Source organism: Streptomyces sp. NPDC014894 (assembly GCF_043080985.1).
Taxonomy (GTDB): domain Bacteria; phylum Actinomycetota; class Actinomycetes; order Streptomycetales; family Streptomycetaceae; genus Streptomyces.
Genome location: NZ_JBIBWD010000005.1, coordinates 169,101 through 186,276, shown reverse-complemented (window position 1 = coordinate 186,276; position 17,176 = coordinate 169,101). Strand labels below are relative to the sequence as shown.

Below are 17,176 nucleotides of genomic sequence, written 5' to 3'. Positions count from 1 at the left end.
CTGCGGGAGATCGTCCGGCAGGAGCTGCTGGCCCGTCGGCTCGACGAGCAGATAGCGGCCCGCTTCCCGGTGGGACAGCGGCTGCGGATCCTCGACGTCGGCATGGGCCGGGGCGTGCAGGCGCTGCGGCTGGCCCGGGCCGGGCACGAGGTCACCGGGCTGGAGGCGGACGCCGCGCTGCTGCACATCGCGCGCGAGACGCTGGCCACCGAGCCCGAGGGGATCCGTGAGCGGGTCCGGCTGGTCGAGGGCGACTGCCGGGAGACCGGGGTGCACTTCCTCCCCGGCGCGTTCGACGTGGTCCTCTGCCACCGGGTGCTCATGGAGTCGCAGGAGCCGGACGCGACGCTCGCCGGACTGGCCCGGATGCTGGCCCCGCGCGGCCTGCTCTCCCTGCTGGTGCGGAACGCGGACGCGCTGGCGCTGGGGCCCGGCCTCGCGGGCGACTGGGACGGCGCGCTCGACGCGCTCGACCCCGGCGCCGACCGGCGCGGCACGGGCGTACGCGCCGACCGGCTGGAGGCGCTCACCGCGACCCTGGCGGGCATCGCCGCCCCGCTGCACGCCTGGTACGGCATACAGGTCTTCACCGGCTGGGGCGCCGACGCCCCGCCGCCGGCCGCCGAGGCGCTGGAGCGGCTGCTGACGGCGGAGGACCGGGCCGGGCGCACCGATCCGTATCGCCGGGTGGCCGCGCTGCTGCATCTGTGCGGGGCCCGGGACTCCTGAGCCCCCGCGCCTCCCCCGGGGGGCCTTCGTACGCCTTCGAGAGGCCCCTGTCCGGCTCCCCGTCCTGCCGATGTCATCGCATGTGGCCACTGAGTCAGGCAGGGGCCGTTTCGCCGCGTCCTTACTCAAGTGACTACGGCAGAAACCACCGAAAAGAATGAACCGACCACGGCCAGACTCTCCGCCGGGGAGACCTGGCGCGCGCTCTACACGCACTTCCGCCCGCACCGCTGGCAGGTCGCGCTGGGCGCGGGCTTCGCCCTCGTCGGCGCCGTCACGGGACTGCTCCAGCCGCTGGCCGCGAAGGTGCTGGTCGAACGGCTCGGCGGCGACGAATCGATCACCGGGATCCTGATCGCGCTCACCGCGCTGGTGGTGCTCGGCACGGCGATCGACGCGACCGGCGGCTACATCCTGAGCCGTACCGCCGAATCCGTGGTGCTGGCCGCCCGCCGGACCCTGATCGGACGGCTGCTGCGGCTGCGGCTGCCGGAGATGGAACGGTCCCAGCCGGGCGATCTGATGTCCCGGATCTCCTCGGACACCACCCTGCTGCGCGCGGTCACCACCCAGTCGATCGTCGCGGCCGGCACCGGCGGCCTCACCGCCGTCGCCACCATCGTGCTGATGGGCATGATGGACATGGTGCTGCTCGGGGTCACCCTCGGGGTGATCGTGCTGATCGGCGGGTGCGTCTCCCTGGTCATGCCGAAGATCGCCGAGGCCACCGCCCGCTCGCAGGAGGCGGTGGGCGAGATCTCCACCCGGCTGGAGCGGGCCTTCGGGGCCTACCGCACGGTCAAGGCGTCCGGCGCGGAGCAGCGCGAGACGGCGGTCATCTCGGCGGCGGCCGAGGAGGCGTGGCGGCACGGCGTCCGGTCCGCGAAGTGGGAGTCCGTGGCCTGGTCGTCGGTGGGGCTCGCGGTACAGGTGTCCTTCCTGGCGGTCCTCGGCATCGGCGGGGCCCGGGTGGCCTCCGGCGCGATCTCCGTCTCCACGCTGGTGGCGTTCCTGCTCTTCCTCTTCTATCTGATCGACCCGGTGTCGAAGCTGGTGGAGGCGGCGACCCAGTACCAGGAGGGCTCGGCGGCCATCGCGCGGATCGTCGAGGCGGAGCGGCTGGCCGTGGAGGACACGGAGGAGCCGGCGGAAGGCGCCGAAGGCGCGAAGGGTACGAAGAGCGCGGCGGGCGGCGGCGTCCGCGAGGCCGGTTCCGGAGCCTCGGTCACCTTCGAGAATGTCTCGTTCAGCTATCGCGACGATCTTCCGCCGGTCCATCACGGGGTCTCCTTCGAGGTGCCGGGGGCCGGGATGACGGCGTTCGTGGGGCCGTCGGGAGCGGGGAAGACGACTGTCTTCGGCCTGATCGAGCGGTTCTACGAGGCGGACGGCGGGCGGATCCTGATCGACGGCCGGGATGTGCGCGACTGGCCGACCGCCCGGCTGCGGGGGGCCATCGGCTATGTCGAGCAGGACGCCCCGGTGCTGGCGGGGACGCTGCGGGAGAATCTGGTCTTCGCCGCGCCGGACGCCACGGACGAGCAGATCCGCGAGGTGCTCGTCCGGGCCCGGCTCGACGCGCTGGTCGACCGGCTGCCGGAGGGGCTGGACACGGTGGTGGGCCACCGGGGCTCCAAGCTGTCGGGCGGCGAGCGCCAGCGGGTGGCGATAGCCCGGGCGCTGCTGCGGCGGCCCCGGCTGCTGCTCCTGGACGAGGCGACCTCGCAGCTGGACGCGGTGAACGAGATGGCGCTGCGGGACGTGGTCGCGGAGGTGTCGCGCGAGGTGACGGTGCTGGTGGTGGCGCACCGGCTGTCGACGGTGACGCTGGCGGACCGGATCGTGGTGATGGACGCGGGCCGGGTGCGCGCGGTGGGCACGCACGCGGAGCTGGTGGCGGCCGATCCGCTGTACGGGGAGCTGGCGGCGACGCAGTTCCTGGCGACGGTGGAGCACGGCGCGGTGGAGCAGGGCGCGATCTGATCCGGGCGGTCTGATCCGGGCGGGCGGCGGAAGCAGGGCGCGGTCTGATCCGGGCGGGCGGCGGAAGCAGGGCGCGGTCTGATCCGGCCGGGCGGCGCGGTCACCGGTTCGGCGGCGTATGACATGCCGACAGATCGGGGCGAAAGAGATACTCCGGGCATGGACATATCTCCTGGGTCTCGCTCGCACGGCCCCGCCCGCCGCCCCCGGCGGCGCACGCCGCTGTCGCTGGCGGCCGGGGTCTGCGCGGCCGTCCTCCTCGGCGGCTGCTCGGGGACTCCGGCCGGCGAGCGGACCGAGTCGTCCTCGTGGCGGCAGCCGGAGAACTCGACGCGCGCCGCGCCGCCGCGCGCGGTGAACGAGCTGCAGACCGACTACGAGACCGTGATCAAGGACGTACTGCCGTCCGTCGTGCAGATCGAGGCCGGGAACAGTCTGGGCTCGGGCATCGTCTACGACAGCAGGGGCCATGTGATCACCAATGCCCATGTGGTGGGCGAGGGACGGTCGTTCCTGGTCACCGTGGCGACGGGCGAGGAGCCGCTGACCGCGAAACTGGTCTCCTCCTACCCGGAGCAGGATCTGGCCGTCATCAAGCTGGAGCGGGTCCCCGCCGGGCTGAAGGCGGCCCGGTTCGGCGACTCGTCGAAGGTCGCCGTGGGCCAGATCGTGCTGGCGATGGGATCGCCGCTCGGGCTGTCCAGCAGCGTCACCCAGGGGATCGTCTCCGGCATCGGCCGCACGGTGAGCGAGAGCGCCACGGACGGCGGGACCGGGGCGACGATCGGGAACATGGTGCAGACGTCGGCGGCGATCAACCCGGGCAACAGCGGGGGCGCGCTGGTCAATCTGGACAGCGAGGTGATCGGGATCCCGACGCTGGCGGCGACCGATCCGGACCTCGGCGAGGGGGCCGCTCCGGGCATCGGGTTCGCGATCCCGGTGTCGATGGTGACGACGGTGGCGGACCAGATCATCGAGACCGGGAAGGTCGAGCACTCGGGCCGGGCGGCGCTGGAGATCACGGCGCGGACCGTGCTGGACGACAGCTATCAGCCCGCCGGGGCGGCGGTGGTGGAGGTGGTGAGGGGCGGGGCGGCGGACAAGGCGGGCCTGCGGGCGGGGGACATCATCACCAAGGTGGGGTCGCAGGAGATCACGTCGATCACCTCGCTCGCGGAGGCGCTCGCGTCGGACGAGCCGGGCGAGAAGGTGGTGGTGGGGTATGTGCGGGACGGGGAGGAGAGAACGGCGGAGGTGACGCTCGGGGAGGTCTGACGCCCGCCCGGGGACCACGCCGGACAACGCCCGAAGACACCCGGCGCGCCCGCCACCCGGCGAAACCCGGCACCCGGCACCGGCCACCCGGCGAAACCCGGCACCCGGCACCGGCCACCCGGCGAAACCCGCCACCCGGCGCTCGCGTCCGGGGCCGACCGCGTCCGGGACCCACCGCGTCCCGGGCCGCCCGCGGGCCCCGCGCCCTCAGAAACCGCAGAAACCTCACAACCCGCGCCCCCGGTCCGGCCCCGCGGGCGCGGCGCCGGACCGGGGCGACGGCGCCGCTACTCGGCGGCCTGGAGGCTCATGGGGCCGTAGATCTTGGTGGCGTCCTCGGAGAGGGTCACCTGCTCGGCGCCGCCCTCCAGGAGATCCTTCCAGTGCTCGCCGATCCAGGACTCGGCGTCACCCTGGGTCGTGAACTCCTCCGGCTCCACCGCGGGCCGGACCTCCGTGCCGTCGGACTTCTCGAACCGCCACGTCCATGCCATGTCCGCCTCCTTGAGGTCTGAAGCGATCTCTGTCCTGCCCGCAGCGTAGCCGGGCGCGCACGGGTCGCGCGGACGCGGGAGGATCGTGGGTGTGGAACTGACACTGCTCGGCACCGGCGCCCCGTCCGGTCTCCCCCGGCCCGACTGCCCCTGCGCCGTCTGCGCCGCCGCCCGAGGGGCCCGCGCGCGGGCCGCCACCGCGCTGCTCGTGGACGGGGCGCTGCTGCTCGACCTCACGCCCGGGGCCGCCCTCGCCGCCGCGCGGGCCGGACATTCGCTCGTCGGCGTACGCCAGGTGCTGCTGACGCACCCGCACAACGGGCCCGCCGTGGACGTGCCCGCCGGGCTGCCGTCGGCCGGGCGCGTGCCCGACGGGCGCGTACTGACGCTGATCAGCGGACACCGGGTGCGGGCCGTGCCGATGGACCACCCCGGGACCGGGTACGAGGTCACCTCGCCCGAGGGCGACCGGCTGCTGTACCTCCCGCCGGGCGGCGCGCCCGCCGGTCTGGCGGAGGGACTGGCGGCGTACGAGATGGTCGTCGGCGACGTCGTCGGGCGGCCGGACGCGATCGCCCGGCTGCGCGCGGCGGGGGCGATCGGCGCGACCACCGATGTGATCGCGGTCCATCTGGACCACGATGTGACCGGCGGGCCCGAGCTGGACCGCAGGCTGGCCGCGGCGGGCGCGCGCGCCGTGCCGGACGGCACCACGCTGATCGTCGGCGAGTACCACGCCGTACCGGACGTGCCGCGCCGCACCCTGATCACCGGAGGGGCCCGCTCCGGGAAGTCGGTGGAGGCCGAACGCCGGCTGGAGACCTTCCCCGACGTGGTGTACGCGGCCACGGGCGGCCGCCGCGAGGGCGACGCCGAGTGGGCGGACCGGGTCGATCTGCACCGGGAGCGCCGCCCCGCCTCCTGGCGTACGGACGAGACCTGCGAACTGGCCCCGCTGCTCGCCGAGGACGGCCCCCCGCTGCTGATCGACTGTCTCTCGCTCTGGCTGACGGACGCGATGGACCGGGCGGAGGCGTGGGACGACGAGGTCTGGCGCTCCCGGGGCGAGCGCGCGCTGCGCGAGCGGGTCGCCGAGCTGATCGACGCCGTACGGCAGACCCCGCGCACGGTCGTCGCGGTGACCAACGAGGCCGGCTCGGGGGTGGTCCCCGCGACCGCCTCCGGCCGGCGCTTCCGCGACGAGCTGGGCCGGCTCAACGCGGCCTTCGCCGCCGAGTGCGAGCAGGTGCTGCTGGTGGTCGCCGGGCAGGCTCTGGTGCTCCGGAGCTGAGCCGGCCCGCACCCGGTACTGTTCGGCGAATGACCAGGCTGAATCTCGATGACTTCTCCGATCTGATCGAGCGTCCCGACAGCGGTGTCCGGCGTGACGCCGAGGAACGCAGGGAGCGGCTGATCGTCCCGCCCGGCGCGCTCGGCCGGCTCGACGAGCTGGGCGAGTGGCTGGCGGCCGCCCAGGGGGCCGTGCCGGTGAAGCCCGTCGGGCGGCCGCGCGCGGTGCTCTTCGCCGGTGATCACGGGGTGGCCTCGCTGGGCGTCTCGGGGCGGCCGGCCGGCACGGCGCACGAGCTGGTGCGCGCGGTGCTGGAGGGCGCGAGCCCGGTCGCGGTGCTCGCCCGCGCCTCGGGGGTGCCGGTGCGGATCGTGGACGCCGGGCTGGACTGCGATCCGGCCCTGCTGCCCGAGGACGTCGTCCGCCGCCGGGTGCGGCGCGGCAGCGGGCGGATCGACGTCGAGGACGCGCTCACCGCCGAGGAGACCGAGCGGGCGGTACGGCTGGGCATGGCCGTCGCCGACGAGGAGGCCGACTCCGGCACCGATCTGGTCGTCCTCGGCGATCTGAGCGTCGGCGGGACCACCGCGGCCTCGACGCTGATCGCCGCGCTCTGCGGCACCGACGCCTCGGTGGTCACCGGGCGCGGCGGCGCGGGCATCGACGATCTGGCGTGGATGCGCAAGTGCGCGGCGATCAGGGACGCGCTGCGCAGGGCCCGGCCGGTCCTCGGCGATCAGCTGGAACTCCTGGCGGCGGCCGGCGGCGCGGACCTGGCGGCCATGACCGGCTTCCTGCTCCAGAGCGCGGTGCGCCGGATGCCGGTGATCCTGGACGGGGTGGTCTCGGCGGCGTGCGCGCTGGTCGCGCAGCGGGCGGCGTTCCGGGCCCCGGACTGGTGGCTGGCGGGTCAGGTCAGCGGCGAACCGGCGCAGGCCAAGGCGCTGGACCGGATGGCGCTCAACCCGCTGCTCGATCACGGCGTCACTGTGGGGGAAGGAACCGGGGCATTGCTCGCCCTCCCCCTCGTCCGGGCGGCGGCCGCGTTCGCGGCGGAGCTGCCGGAGCGTACGGAGCCGGAGCCGGACGCCGATCCGGACGCCGATCCGGGCACGGACGCGGGTCCGGGCACGGACGCGGATCCGAGCACGGGCGCGAACACGGACGCGGGTCCTGGTACGAAGCCCGGGACGGGTCCGGAGCCGGAAGCGGCGTCCGTACCGGAGGGCGGGTCGGAGTCCGTACCGGAGTCGGCGGCTCCGGCGGGGAAGGACACGGACTGACGGACACGTCGGTACGGCCGCCGCCGATCGGGCGGGGCCGCACCGGCCTCCCCCGGCCAGCGATGCCCCATATCATCGCATTTCATGGGAGAGGTCCGTTTGTCCAGCACCCCGCATTCCCCGTCCGGCCCCGCCCCCGGCGGCGCGGCGGGCCGGAGCACGGTCCGCTCCCGGCGCGCCGCCTCCTTCGCCGTCCAGTACCTGCGGGCGGCGGCGTTCCTCAACGTCCTCAGCGCCGTCTGGGTCTCGCTCGGCCAGGACCTGCGACGCCACAACGTGGACCACCTCTTCACCCCGTACCTGCTCACCGCCGGATTCGCCTCCGGGCTCCTCGCCCTCTTCCTCGCCATCACCCTGCGCCGCCGCAAGCGGGCCTCCTGGATCCTCAATCTGGCCCTCGGCGGGCTCTTCCTGCTGCTCTTCGCCTTCGCGCTGGGCGCCGAACCGGGCTTTCGACAGCACCCCCAGAACTGGGTCTCGCTCACTCTGACCGCCGCCTTCGTCCTCGCCCTGCTGCTGGGACGGCGGGAGTTCTACGCGGTGGGCGACCGCTCCAACCCCAAGCTGGCGGCGGCCGTCGCCGCCGGCGGGCTGCTCGTCACCTCCCTGCTGGCGGCGCTGCTGGTGACGGCCACGAACACCGCCCCCGGCGGCTCCTCCTTCCTGGAGCGCTGGCGGTACGGCGTGATGCGGCTGGTCTCCCTCGCCGCCGACGACGCCCGCTTCCCCGGCATCGCGACCCCGGGCTGGGTCGACGTCCTCATCAACGCGGCCTCCACCGCGCTGCTGCTCGCCGTCCTCTACGCGGCCTTCCGCTCCCGGCGCACCGTCGACCCGCTCACCGAGGACGACGAGGAGCGGCTGCGCGCCCTGCTCGCCCGGCACGGCGAGCGCGACTCGCTGGGCTACTTCGCGCTGCGCCGCGAGAAGAGCGTGGTGTGGTCCCCCACCGGGAAGGCCGCCGTCGCCTACCGGGTGGTCGGCGGGGTGAGCCTCGCCTCCGGCGACCCGATCGGCGACCCGGAGGCCTGGCCCGGCGCGATCGAGCCCTGGCTCGCCGAGGCCCGTGAACACGGCTGGTGCCCGGCCGTGGTGGGCGCGAGCGAGGAGGCCGGGACGATCTACGCCCGGCACGGTCTGGACGCGCTGGAACTGGGCGACGAGGCGATCGTCGAGACCGCCGAGTTCACCCTCGACGGGCGGGCGATGCGGACCGTGCGCCAGGCGTACAACCGGGTCCGGCGGGCCGGGTACGAGGTGCGCGTCCGCCGCCACGAGGAGATCCCGCCCGAGGAGATGGAGACCCTGCTCGCCCGCGCCGACGACTGGCGCGACGGGGCGACCGAACGCGGTTTCTCGATGGCGCTGGGAAGGCTCGGCGACCCCGCGGACGGCCGCTGCGTGATGCTCGAATGCACCGACGGCGAAGGGGCGTTGCGGGCCGTGCTGAGCTTCGTGCCCTGGGGGCCGCACGGGCTCTCGCTCGATCTGATGCGCCGCGACCGGGACTCCGAGAACGGGCTCATGGAGTTCATGGTCATCGAACTCCTCCAGCGGGCGGAGGCGATCGGGATCACCCAGGTGTCGCTGAACTTCGCGATGTTCCGCTCGGTCTTCGAGCGCGGCTCACGGCTCGGCGCGGGGCCGGTGCTGCGGCTCTGGCGCTCGCTGCTCGGCTTCTTCTCCCGCTGGTGGCAGATCGAGTCGCTGTACCGCGCCAACGCGAAGTACCGGCCGATCTGGGAACCTCGCTTCCTGCTCTTCGAGAAGAGCGCCGATCTGCTGCGCATCGGGCTCGCGGCGGGCCGCGCCGAGGGCTTCCTGGAGGCCCCCGGGCTGCCGAAGTGGCTGCACCGCAGACATCTGGAGTCCCGGCGCCGGACGCCCTAGGAGCCGGGCCCTGGTCCCACGCCGGGGGGCCGGGACCCGGCGGGCGGGTCGGGCGTGCCGCCGATCAGGTCCTGGAACCGTCGCCGGGGGCCGTCCCAGCGGCGGTCGTGCCGGTAGGCGCGCAGCAGGGAACGGGCGCGGGCCCGCGGTCTGCGCCGGTAGCAGCGGCGGGCCCACGGGGAGACGGGCCGGGCCAGGCGCAGCGCGCCGTAGAGCGCGACGAAGGGGACGAGGACGCCGATGAGCGCCGTCTTCGGTCTGCCCTTGGCCAGGGTGACCAGGACGAGCAGGAAGTTCAGCAGCAGCGAGCCGACGAAGGTCACCCGGTCCTGGCGCTCCTGAGGGGTGAGCGAGTCGACGTCGAGCGGTGAGAATCCGGCGAGCACCAGCAGGGCGAGGGCGGTGGCGAGGACGACGACCTCCACACTCTGCCGGCCCTGCTCGGTCCAGTAGACGTCGTCGATGTGGACGATGAGCGCGAACTCGTCCAGGACCAGGCCCACCCCGATCCCGAAGAGGATCGCGCAGACCGCGGCGGCCGGGCCGTGCCTTCCGCTGCCGACCGCGCCGAATCCGCCGACGACGGTGAGCACCACCCCGGGGACCACATGGTGGATGTGGGTGCCTCCCGCGGCGATGTTCCGGAAGGGTCCGCGGCCCGCCCGGATCAGCCGGGTGATGGTGCGCGTGATCACGAAGGTGAGGACGAAGGAGGCGAGGGCGAGCAGGGTGGGGAGCTTCCCGGGCTCGGTGATGTTCTCGTAGAACCAGCGCCCCATAGTGAATTGCTCCCCTTCGAACGGTATGCGCAATTTACCGCTTGTGGGGTGAGACGGGCGGGCTAGGCTTCTGCGGTGGTGGGCCGGATGGGCGGTCGGCAGCGGGCGTGGCGAGTGGTGAGTTCGGAGTGAGTGAAGTGAGCGGTGTGGGCAGTGCGGCCGGGATACGTTTCGCCTTCGGCACCCTGACCGCGCTGCCGGTCCGCGTCACCCGCTGGGACCGGGACGCCGCGCGCGCCGGGATGCTCTGCGCACCGCTGGCGGGTCTGGTGGCGGGACTGGGCGCGGCGGCCGCGGGCGGACTGCTCCTGCTGCTGGGGTCCGGGCCCGCGCTCGCCGCCGTGGCGGCCGTCTCGGTCCCCGCCGTCCTCACCCGCGGACTCCATCTGGACGGGCTCGCCGACACCGCCGACGGCCTGGGCAGCGGAAAGCCCGCCGAGGACGCGCTGCGGATCATGAAGCGGTCGGACATCGGCCCGTTCGGGGTGATCACCCTGCTGCTGACCCTGCTCGCGCAGGCCGCCGTCCTCGCCGAGCTGTACGCGAGGGGCCCGGCGCACGGCGCGCTCGCCGCCGTGGTCTCGGCCGTCACCGCGCGGCTCGCCCTCACCCTCGCCTGCCGCCCCGGGGTGCCGGCCGCCCGCCCCGGGGGCCTGGGCGCGGCGGTCGCGGAGACCGTCCCCGTACGCCTCGCGTCGGCCGTCGCCGTCCTGGCCGTCGCGGGCTGCGCGGGCGCGGGCGCGCTGCTCGGCGGCGCGGGCGGGGCGGCGCACGGCGCGCTCGCGGTCCTCGCCGGGCTGGTGGCGGCCCAACTGCTGCTGCGGCACTGCGTCCGGCGGTTCGGCGGGATCACCGGCGATGTGTTCGGCGCGCTAGCGGAGACGGCGGCGACGGCCGCTCTGGTGGCGTCGGTCCTCGGCTGACCGGCCGTTCAGCCCGGCGGCCGGCGGCCGGAGCGGGCCCGCCGGGGCGCGATGACGCGGCTCCGCCGTGGGCGCGTTGGGTGACCGCGCGTACGCTTTTCCCCTGGCGGGGTGTCGACCTATCCCCTCATCGGCCCCCAAAGGCCCTGGAAACTCAACGGAAGCGAGATTTCACCACCGTGACTGCTCTCACTCTCAGCACTGCCGGCGCTGCGACGCTCCGCGCCGACGCCCTTGTCGTCGGGGTCGCGAAGGGCGCCAAGGGCCCGGTGGTCGCGCCGGGCGCGGAGGCCGTGGACAAGGCGTTCGACGGAAAGCTCGCCGCCGTACTGGAGACGCTCGGGGCCACCGGCTCCGAGGGCGAGGCGACCAAGCTTCCCTCCCCCTCCGGCGTCAAGGCCCCGGTCGTCATCGCGGTCGGCCTCGGGACCCTTCCGGGCGCGGACGAGACCTACGGCGCGGAGACCCTGCGCCGCGCCGCGGGCACCGCGGCCCGGGTGCTGATCGGCTCCAAGAAGGCCGCCTTCGCGCTCCCGATCGAGGCCGCGGAGGACGCCGGGGCCGTCGCCGAGGGCGCGCTGCTGGGGGCGTACGCCTTCACCGCGTACCAGGGCGGCGAGAAGAAGGCCGCCAAGGGCGGCGGACCGAAGCTGCCGCTCGCCGAGGTGGCCCTGCTCGGCGCCAAGCCGCGGGACAAGGCGTACAAGGCGGCCGCCGAGCGCGCCGTCGCCGTCTGCGAGGAGCTGAACCGCGCCCGCGACCTGGTCAACACCCCGCCGAACGACCTCACCCCGGACGCCTTCGCCACGCTGGCCGCCGCCGCGGGCAAGGAGCACGGCGTCAAGGTGCAGATCCTCGACGAGAAGGCGCTCCTCAAGGGCGGCTACGGCGGCATCCTCGGCGTCGGCCAGGGCTCGCAGAGCCCGCCGCGCCTGGTGAAGCTCACCTACACCCACCACAAGGACGCCAAGACGCTCGCCCTGGTGGGCAAGGGCATCACCTACGACTCGGGCGGCATCTCGCTGAAGCCGGCCGGGCACAACGAGACGATGAAGTGCGACATGGCCGGCGCCGCCGCCGTGTTCGCGGCCGTCGTCGCCGCCGCCCGGCTGGGCCTCGCGGTCAATGTCACCGGCTGGCTCGCGCTCGCCGAGAACATGCCCTCGGGCTCGGCCACCCGCCCCGGCGACGTGCTGCGGATGTACAGCGGCAAGACGGTCGAGGTGCTCAACACCGACGCCGAGGGCCGGCTGGTGCTGGCGGACGCGCTGTGGAAGGCGTCCGAGGAGAACCCGGACGCCATCGTGGACGTCGCGACGCTGACCGGCGCGATGATGGTCGCGCTGGGCAACCGCACCTTCGCGGTCATGGGCAACGACGACGCCTTCCGCACCGCGGTCCACGAGACCGCGGAGGAGGCGGGCGAGCAGTCCTGGCCGATGCCGCTCCCCGCCGAGCTGCGCAAGGGCATGGACTCCCCCACCGCCGACATGGCCAACATGGGCGAGCGGATGGGCGGCGGCCTGGTCGCCGGTCTCTTCCTCCAGGAGTTCGTGGGCGAGGGCATCGCCTGGGCGCACCTGGACATCGCGGGCCCGGCGTTCCACGAGAGCGCCCCGTTCGGCTACACGCCCAAGGGCGGCACCGGCTCGTCGGTGCGCACCCTGGTGCGGCTGGCGGAGCGGATCGCCGACGGCGAGCTGGGCTGACCCGAGCACGCGTGATCACCGCAGGTACGGCCCCGCTCCCCCGTGGACGGGGCCGTACCGCGTCACCCGGCGGGCCCGCTCCGTACCGGCGGAGCCGTACCGCGCCGCCCGGCCGGGTCGTACCAGCGGAGCCGTAGCGCGCCGCCCGGCCGGGTGGGTCGTACCGCCGGGGCCGTAGCGCGCCGCAAGGGCCGACCGGTCCACGCCTCCGGGCGCCGACCGGCCCGTACCCCCGGGTGATGCGTCGTTCGCTGTCGACGAAATGCCTCTTTCGGAGGAATCGGCGGGCCCTTCGGCGCGTTGTTACGGACCAGTAACCCCTGGGGTGATCGATCAGACGCCCCCAGAGACCGGCCCCGCGTCCCGTCTTTCCGCAACAAGTGCGAAGATGGGTCCTCGGCAGGACAGGGCCCGACCGAAGGGCCGACGAGACATCGGCCGCACACCAGCCGAAGGCCGGTTCCCCCGGGTGAGGGGAGCCCGGCGCCCGGCGCACATGCATGGAGGACGTGACGTGGCGAACGACGCCAGCACCGTTTTCGACCTAGTGATCCTCGGCGGCGGTAGCGGCGGTTACGCTGCGGCGCTGCGCGGAGCTCAGCTGGGCCTGGACGTCGCCCTGATCGAGAAGGACAAGGTCGGCGGTACCTGCCTGCACTACGGCTGCATCCCCACCAAGGCTCTGCTGCACGCCGGCGAGATCGCCGACCAGGCCCGCGAGTCGGAGCAGTTCGGTGTCAAGGCGACATTCGAGGGCATCGATGTCGCGGCCGTGCACAAGTACAAGGACGATGTGATCGCGGGCCTGTACAAGGGCCTGCAGGGGCTGATCGCCTCCCGCAAGATCACCGTGATCGAGGGCGAGGGCCGGCTGTCCTCGCCGACCTCGGTCGACGTCAACGGCCAGCGGGTCCAGGGCCGTCACATCCTGCTCGCGACCGGCTCCGTGCCGAAGTCGCTGCCGGGTCTGGAGATCGACGGCAACCGGATCATCTCCTCGGACCACGCGCTCCGGCTGGACCGCGTCCCGCAGTCCGCGATCGTGCTGGGCGGCGGTGTCATCGGCGTCGAGTTCGCTTCCGCGTGGAAGTCGTTCGGCGCCGAGGTGACCGTGATCGAGGGCCTGAAGCACCTGGTCCCGGTCGAGGACGAGAACAGCTCCAAGCTTCTGGAGCGCGCGTTCCGCAAGCGCGGCATCAAGTTCAACCTGGGCACCTTCTTCGAGAAGGCCGAGTACACGCAGGACGGCGTCCGCGTCACCCTGGCGGACGGCAAGACCTTCGAGGCCGAGGTGCTGCTGGTCGCGGTCGGCCGCGGCCCGGTCTCGGCCGGCCTCGGGTACGAGGAGCAGGGCGTCGCGATGGACCGCGGCTATGTCCTGGTGGACGAGTACATGCGGACGAACGTCCCCACCGTCTCCGCCGTCGGCGACCTGGTCCCGACCCTCCAGCTCGCGCACGTCGGCTTCGCGGAGGGCATCCTGGTGGCAGAGCGGCTCGCCGGTCTGACCACCGTCCCGGTCGACTACGACGGTGTGCCCCGGGTGACCTACTGCCACCCCGAGGTCGCGTCCGTCGGCATCACCGAGGCCAAGGCCAAGGAGATCTACGGTGCGGACAAGGTCGTCGCCCTGAAGTACAACCTCGGCGGCAACGGCAAGAGCAAGATCCTGAAGACCCAGGGCGAGATCAAGCTCGTCCAGGTCAAGGACGGTGCCGTGGTCGGCGTCCACATGGTCGGTGACCGGATGGGCGAGCAGATCGGCGAGGCTCAGCTCATTTACAACTGGGAGGCTCTGCCGGCCGAGGTCGCGCAGCTCATCCACGCGCACCCGACCCAGAACGAGGCGCTCGGCGAGGCCCACCTGGCCCTCGCGGGCAAGCCTCTGCACGCCCATGACTGAGCCCCTCGGGCGCGACGACCACTTCCGCACTTTCGTTAGGAGCAACTGAAACCATGTCGGTTTCCGTAACCCTTCCGGCGCTCGGTGAGAGCGTCACGGAGGGCACTGTCACCCGCTGGCTGAAGGCCGAGGGCGAGCGCGTCGAGGCCGACGAGCCGTTGCTCGAGGTCTCGACCGACAAGGTCGACACCGAGATCCCCGCGCCCGCGTCCGGTGTGCTGGCGTCCATCAAGGTCGCCGAGGACGAGACGGTGGAGGTCGGCGCCGAGCTGGCCATCATCGACGACGGGTCGGGGGCCTCCGAGGCCGCCCCGGCTCCGGCCGCCGAAGAGGCGCCGGCCCCCGCCGCCGAGCCCGCCGCCGCCCCTGCCCCGGCCCCCGCGGCCGAGGCCGAGGCCGCCCCGGAGCCCGCCGCCGAGGCGCCCACCGCCGCGGCCCCGGTCCAGTCGGACGCCCCGGCCGGCGGCGCGTCCGGTACGGACGTGGTCCTCCCGGCGCTCGGCGAGAGCGTCACCGAGGGCACCGTCACCCGCTGGCTCAAGGAGGTCGGCGACTCCGTCGAGGCCGACGAGCCGCTGCTGGAGGTCTCCACGGACAAGGTCGACACCGAGATCCCCGCGCCCACCGCCGGTGTGCTGCTGGAGATCGTGGTCGCCGAGGACGAGACCGCCGAGGTCGGCGCGAAGCTGGCCGTGATCGGCGCTCCGGGCTCGGCTCCGGCCGCCGCCCCCGCCGCTCCCGAGCCCGCCCCGGAGCCCGCCGCCGCTCCCGAGCCCGCCCCGGCCGCCGCCCCCGCGGCTCCGGCCCCGGCCGCTCAGGCGCCGGCCGCACCGGCACCGGCAGCTCCGGCTCCGGCTCCGACCCAGGTCGCTCCGGCCGCCCCCGCCGCCCCGGCTCCCGCGCCCGCCCCGGCGGCCGCCCCCGCCGCTCCGGCGCAGGCCGCGCCCGCCTCCGGCGACGCCTATGTGACCCCGCTGGTCCGTAAGCTCGCCGCCGAGAACAGCGTGGACCTGTCCACGGTCAAGGGCACCGGCGTCGGCGGACGCATCCGCAAGCAGGACGTCGTCGCCGCCGCGGAGGCCGCCAAGCCCGCCGCTCCGGCCGCGGCCCCGGCCGCCGCCCCCGCCGCTGCCGCCGCCCCGAAGGCCCCGGCCCTCGAGGTGTCCCCGCTGCGCGGTCAGACGGTCAAGATGACCCGGATGCGCAAGCTCATCGGCGACAACATGATGAAGGCGCTGCACAGCCAGGCGCAGCTGACCTCGGTCGTCGAGGTCGACATCACCAAGCTGATGAAGCTGCGCGCCCAGGCCAAGGACGGCTTCGCCGCCCGTGAGGGCGTCAAGCTCTCCCCGATGCCCTTCTTCGTGAAGGCGGCGGCGCAGGCGCTGAAGGCCCACCCGATCGTCAACGCCCGGATCAACGAGGACGAGGGCACCATCACGTACTTCGACTCGGAGAACATCGGCATCGCCGTGGACTCCGAGAAGGGTCTGATGACGCCGGTCATCAAGGGCGCGGGCGATCTGAACCTCGCCGGCATCGCCAAGAAGACCGCCGAGCTGGCCGGGGCCGTGCGCTCCAACAAGATCCGCCCCGACGACCTGGCGGGCGCGACCTTCACGGTCAGCAACACCGGTTCGCGCGGCGCGCTCTTCGACACGGTCATCGTGCCGCCGAACCAGGCCGCCATCCTGGGCATCGGCGCCACGGTCAAGCGTCCGGCGGTCATCGAGACCGCCGAGGGCACCGTCATCGGCGTCCGTGACATGACCTACCTGTCGCTCTCCTACGACCACCGGCTGGTGGACGGCGCCGACGCCGCCCGCTACCTGACGGCCGTCAAGGGCATCCTCGAAGCAGGCGAATTCGAGGTCGAGCTGGGCCTCTGAGGCCCAGTCGAAGCGATGTGAGCAGACGCCCCGCCCCGGAACACTCCGGGCGGGGCGTCTCGCGTTCTCCCGCCCTCCCCCGCGCGTCCCCCCACAGGGACGGCACCGCCGAACCCCGCGAAGGGGATAATCGGTGGGCTGTACCCGCCCTGAAGGAGCCCCCACATGACCCCGCCCGTCGTCCAATCGCTGCGGGAGCAGATCCGCGCGCACATCGTGGAGGGGATCGTCAGCGGACGCTGGAAGCCGGGCGAACGGATCGTGGAGCGGGGCATCGCCACCGAGCTGCAGGTCTCCCAGACGCCCGTCCGCGAGGCGCTGCGCGAGCTGGAGAGCCTGCGGCTGATCGAGTCCGCGCCGAACAAGGGCGTACGGGTGCGGAACCTCACCGCGGCCGATCTGGAGGAGAGCTATCCGGTGCGGGCCGGTCTGGAGCAGATCGCCGCCGAGCTGGCGGCGGACCGGCTGGCCGGGGACTGCTCGGCGCTGGAGCCGCATGTGGCGGCGCTGTACGCGGCGGACCGGGCGGCCGACTCGGCCGGGCAGGTGCGGCACACGGTGGGCTTCCACCGCGAGCTGGTGCGCGCCGCGGACAACGCGGTGCTGCTGCACACCTGGGAGGGGCTGGGCATCGAGGTCTTCACCGCCCTCTCGATCCGCTGGCTGGGCACCGTGCAGCAGTCGTACGCGGAGGAGCACCAGGCGCTCGTCGAGGCCTTCCAGCGCCGTGACCCGGCCATCGGACCGCTGGTCAAGGCGCATGTCCTGGGCTGCGCCCCCCGGCCGTGAACCATTCCGTCCCGGGCCGTCCGCCGGCCCTCCCCCGCGATCGCCGCACCGGTCCCGAAAGGTCCGGAATCACGGCACCGCGTGCCCCGTTTCACGGCACGGAATGCCAATTTCGCTCTCCGGAGAACTTTTACCTCCGAATACTTTGATCGATCATCGATCAGCGGCTTACAGTCAGCTTCGGGTTCACCCGCCCACCACCCTGTCCTGCCAGACACGGCCCCCCGTTCCCCACC

The 17,176-nt window shown here is 73.7% G+C and carries 13 protein-coding genes; 11 read left to right on the top strand and 2 right to left on the bottom strand.

Annotated features, from left to right (window positions below; translation table 11 throughout):
- The 3 genes from ACF089_RS14470 (at nt 1) to ACF089_RS14460 (ending at nt 3,990) form a co-directional block, all read left to right on the top strand.
- The gene (locus ACF089_RS14470) at nt 1-729 is read left to right on the top strand and encodes a class I SAM-dependent methyltransferase (protein ID WP_392026449.1); all 729 of its coding nucleotides are present in this window, start codon (nt 1-3) and stop codon (nt 727-729) included.
- A gap of 129 nt (nt 730-858) precedes the next feature.
- Nucleotides 859-2,712 carry an ABC transporter ATP-binding protein gene (locus tag ACF089_RS14465; protein WP_392025994.1) on the top strand — a complete coding sequence of 618 codons (1,854 nt, stop codon included), beginning with the start codon at nt 859-861 and terminating at the stop codon, nt 2,710-2,712.
- A gap of 159 nt (nt 2,713-2,871) precedes the next feature.
- On the top strand, nt 2,872-3,990 hold the full coding sequence (locus ACF089_RS14460) for a S1C family serine protease (RefSeq protein WP_392025992.1): 1,119 nt from the start codon (nt 2,872-2,874) through the stop codon (nt 3,988-3,990).
- Between the two features lie 287 nt (nt 3,991-4,277).
- Here the strand turns inward: ACF089_RS14460 and ACF089_RS14455 are convergent, their stop codons facing one another.
- Nucleotides 4,278-4,484 carry a hypothetical protein gene (locus ACF089_RS14455; RefSeq protein ID WP_392025990.1) on the bottom strand — a complete coding sequence of 69 codons (207 nt, stop codon included), beginning with the start codon at nt 4,482-4,484 and terminating at the stop codon, nt 4,278-4,280.
- Between the two features lie 91 nt (nt 4,485-4,575).
- Here ACF089_RS14455 and ACF089_RS14450 point away from each other — a divergent pair, with 91 nt between their 5' ends.
- The 3 genes from ACF089_RS14450 to ACF089_RS14440 all read left to right on the top strand — a co-directional run bounded on the left by ACF089_RS14450 (nt 4,576) and on the right by ACF089_RS14440 (nt 8,948).
- Complete coding sequence (locus tag ACF089_RS14450; protein WP_392025989.1) at nt 4,576-5,775, top strand: bifunctional adenosylcobinamide kinase/adenosylcobinamide-phosphate guanylyltransferase; 1,200 nt, start codon at nt 4,576-4,578, stop codon at nt 5,773-5,775.
- Nucleotides 5,776-5,804: 29 nt separating this feature from the next.
- On the top strand, nt 5,805-7,058 hold the full coding sequence (cobT, locus tag ACF089_RS14445) for a nicotinate-nucleotide--dimethylbenzimidazole phosphoribosyltransferase (RefSeq protein WP_392025988.1): 1,254 nt from the start codon (nt 5,805-5,807) through the stop codon (nt 7,056-7,058).
- Nucleotides 7,059-7,142: 84 nt separating this feature from the next.
- Complete coding sequence (locus ACF089_RS14440; RefSeq protein ID WP_392025986.1) at nt 7,143-8,948, top strand: phosphatidylglycerol lysyltransferase domain-containing protein; 1,806 nt, start codon at nt 7,143-7,145, stop codon at nt 8,946-8,948.
- On the opposite strand, the gene ACF089_RS14435 is transcribed toward ACF089_RS14440, so the two are convergent.
- Complete coding sequence (locus ACF089_RS14435) at nt 8,945-9,727, bottom strand: hypothetical protein (protein WP_392025984.1); 783 nt, start codon at nt 9,725-9,727, stop codon at nt 8,945-8,947. The two genes, ACF089_RS14440 and ACF089_RS14435, sit on opposite strands and share 4 nt — an antisense overlap.
- A 128-nt stretch (nt 9,728-9,855) precedes the next feature.
- Between ACF089_RS14435 and ACF089_RS14430 the strand changes: the two genes are divergently transcribed.
- From ACF089_RS14430 to ACF089_RS14410, 5 genes are all read left to right on the top strand, one after another.
- The gene (locus ACF089_RS14430; RefSeq protein WP_392025983.1) at nt 9,856-10,650 is read left to right on the top strand and encodes an adenosylcobinamide-GDP ribazoletransferase; all 795 of its coding nucleotides are present in this window, start codon (nt 9,856-9,858) and stop codon (nt 10,648-10,650) included.
- A 179-nt stretch (nt 10,651-10,829) separates the two neighbouring features.
- Nucleotides 10,830-12,359, top strand: coding sequence for a leucyl aminopeptidase (locus ACF089_RS14425; RefSeq protein ID WP_392025981.1), 1,530 nt, complete (start codon nt 10,830-10,832; stop codon nt 12,357-12,359).
- A gap of 514 nt (nt 12,360-12,873) precedes the next feature.
- Nucleotides 12,874-14,262: a dihydrolipoyl dehydrogenase gene (lpdA, locus tag ACF089_RS14420; protein WP_392025979.1), complete on the top strand. Its 1,389-nt coding sequence runs from the start codon at nt 12,874-12,876 to the stop codon at nt 14,260-14,262.
- Between the two features lie 53 nt (nt 14,263-14,315).
- Nucleotides 14,316-16,151, top strand: coding sequence for a 2-oxoglutarate dehydrogenase, E2 component, dihydrolipoamide succinyltransferase (sucB, locus tag ACF089_RS14415; RefSeq protein ID WP_392025977.1), 1,836 nt, complete (start codon nt 14,316-14,318; stop codon nt 16,149-16,151).
- Nucleotides 16,152-16,316: 165 nt separating this feature from the next.
- Entirely contained in the window at nt 16,317-16,940 is a 624-nt protein-coding gene (locus tag ACF089_RS14410; protein ID WP_392025975.1) for a GntR family transcriptional regulator, read from the top strand.
- Nucleotides 16,941-17,176: the final 236 nt, after the last annotated feature.

Bases quoted from the DNA above. Each gene is read 5' to 3' on its own strand.
- ACF089_RS14410 (WP_392025975.1), top strand. From the start codon at position 16,317: ATGACCCCGCCCGTCGTCCAATCGCTGCGGGAGCAGATCCGCGCGCAC.
- ACF089_RS14460 (WP_392025992.1), top strand. From the start codon at position 2,872: ATGGACATATCTCCTGGGTCTCGCTCGCACGGCCCCGCCCGCCGCCCC.
- ACF089_RS14455 (WP_392025990.1), bottom strand. From the start codon at position 4,484: ATGGCATGGACGTGGCGGTTCGAGAAGTCCGACGGCACGGAGGTCCGG.
- cobT (WP_392025988.1), top strand. From the start codon at position 5,805: ATGACCAGGCTGAATCTCGATGACTTCTCCGATCTGATCGAGCGTCCC.
- sucB (WP_392025977.1), top strand. From the start codon at position 14,316: ATGTCGGTTTCCGTAACCCTTCCGGCGCTCGGTGAGAGCGTCACGGAG.
- ACF089_RS14440 (WP_392025986.1), top strand. From the start codon at position 7,143: ATGGGAGAGGTCCGTTTGTCCAGCACCCCGCATTCCCCGTCCGGCCCC.
- ACF089_RS14435 (WP_392025984.1), bottom strand. From the start codon at position 9,727: ATGGGGCGCTGGTTCTACGAGAACATCACCGAGCCCGGGAAGCTCCCC.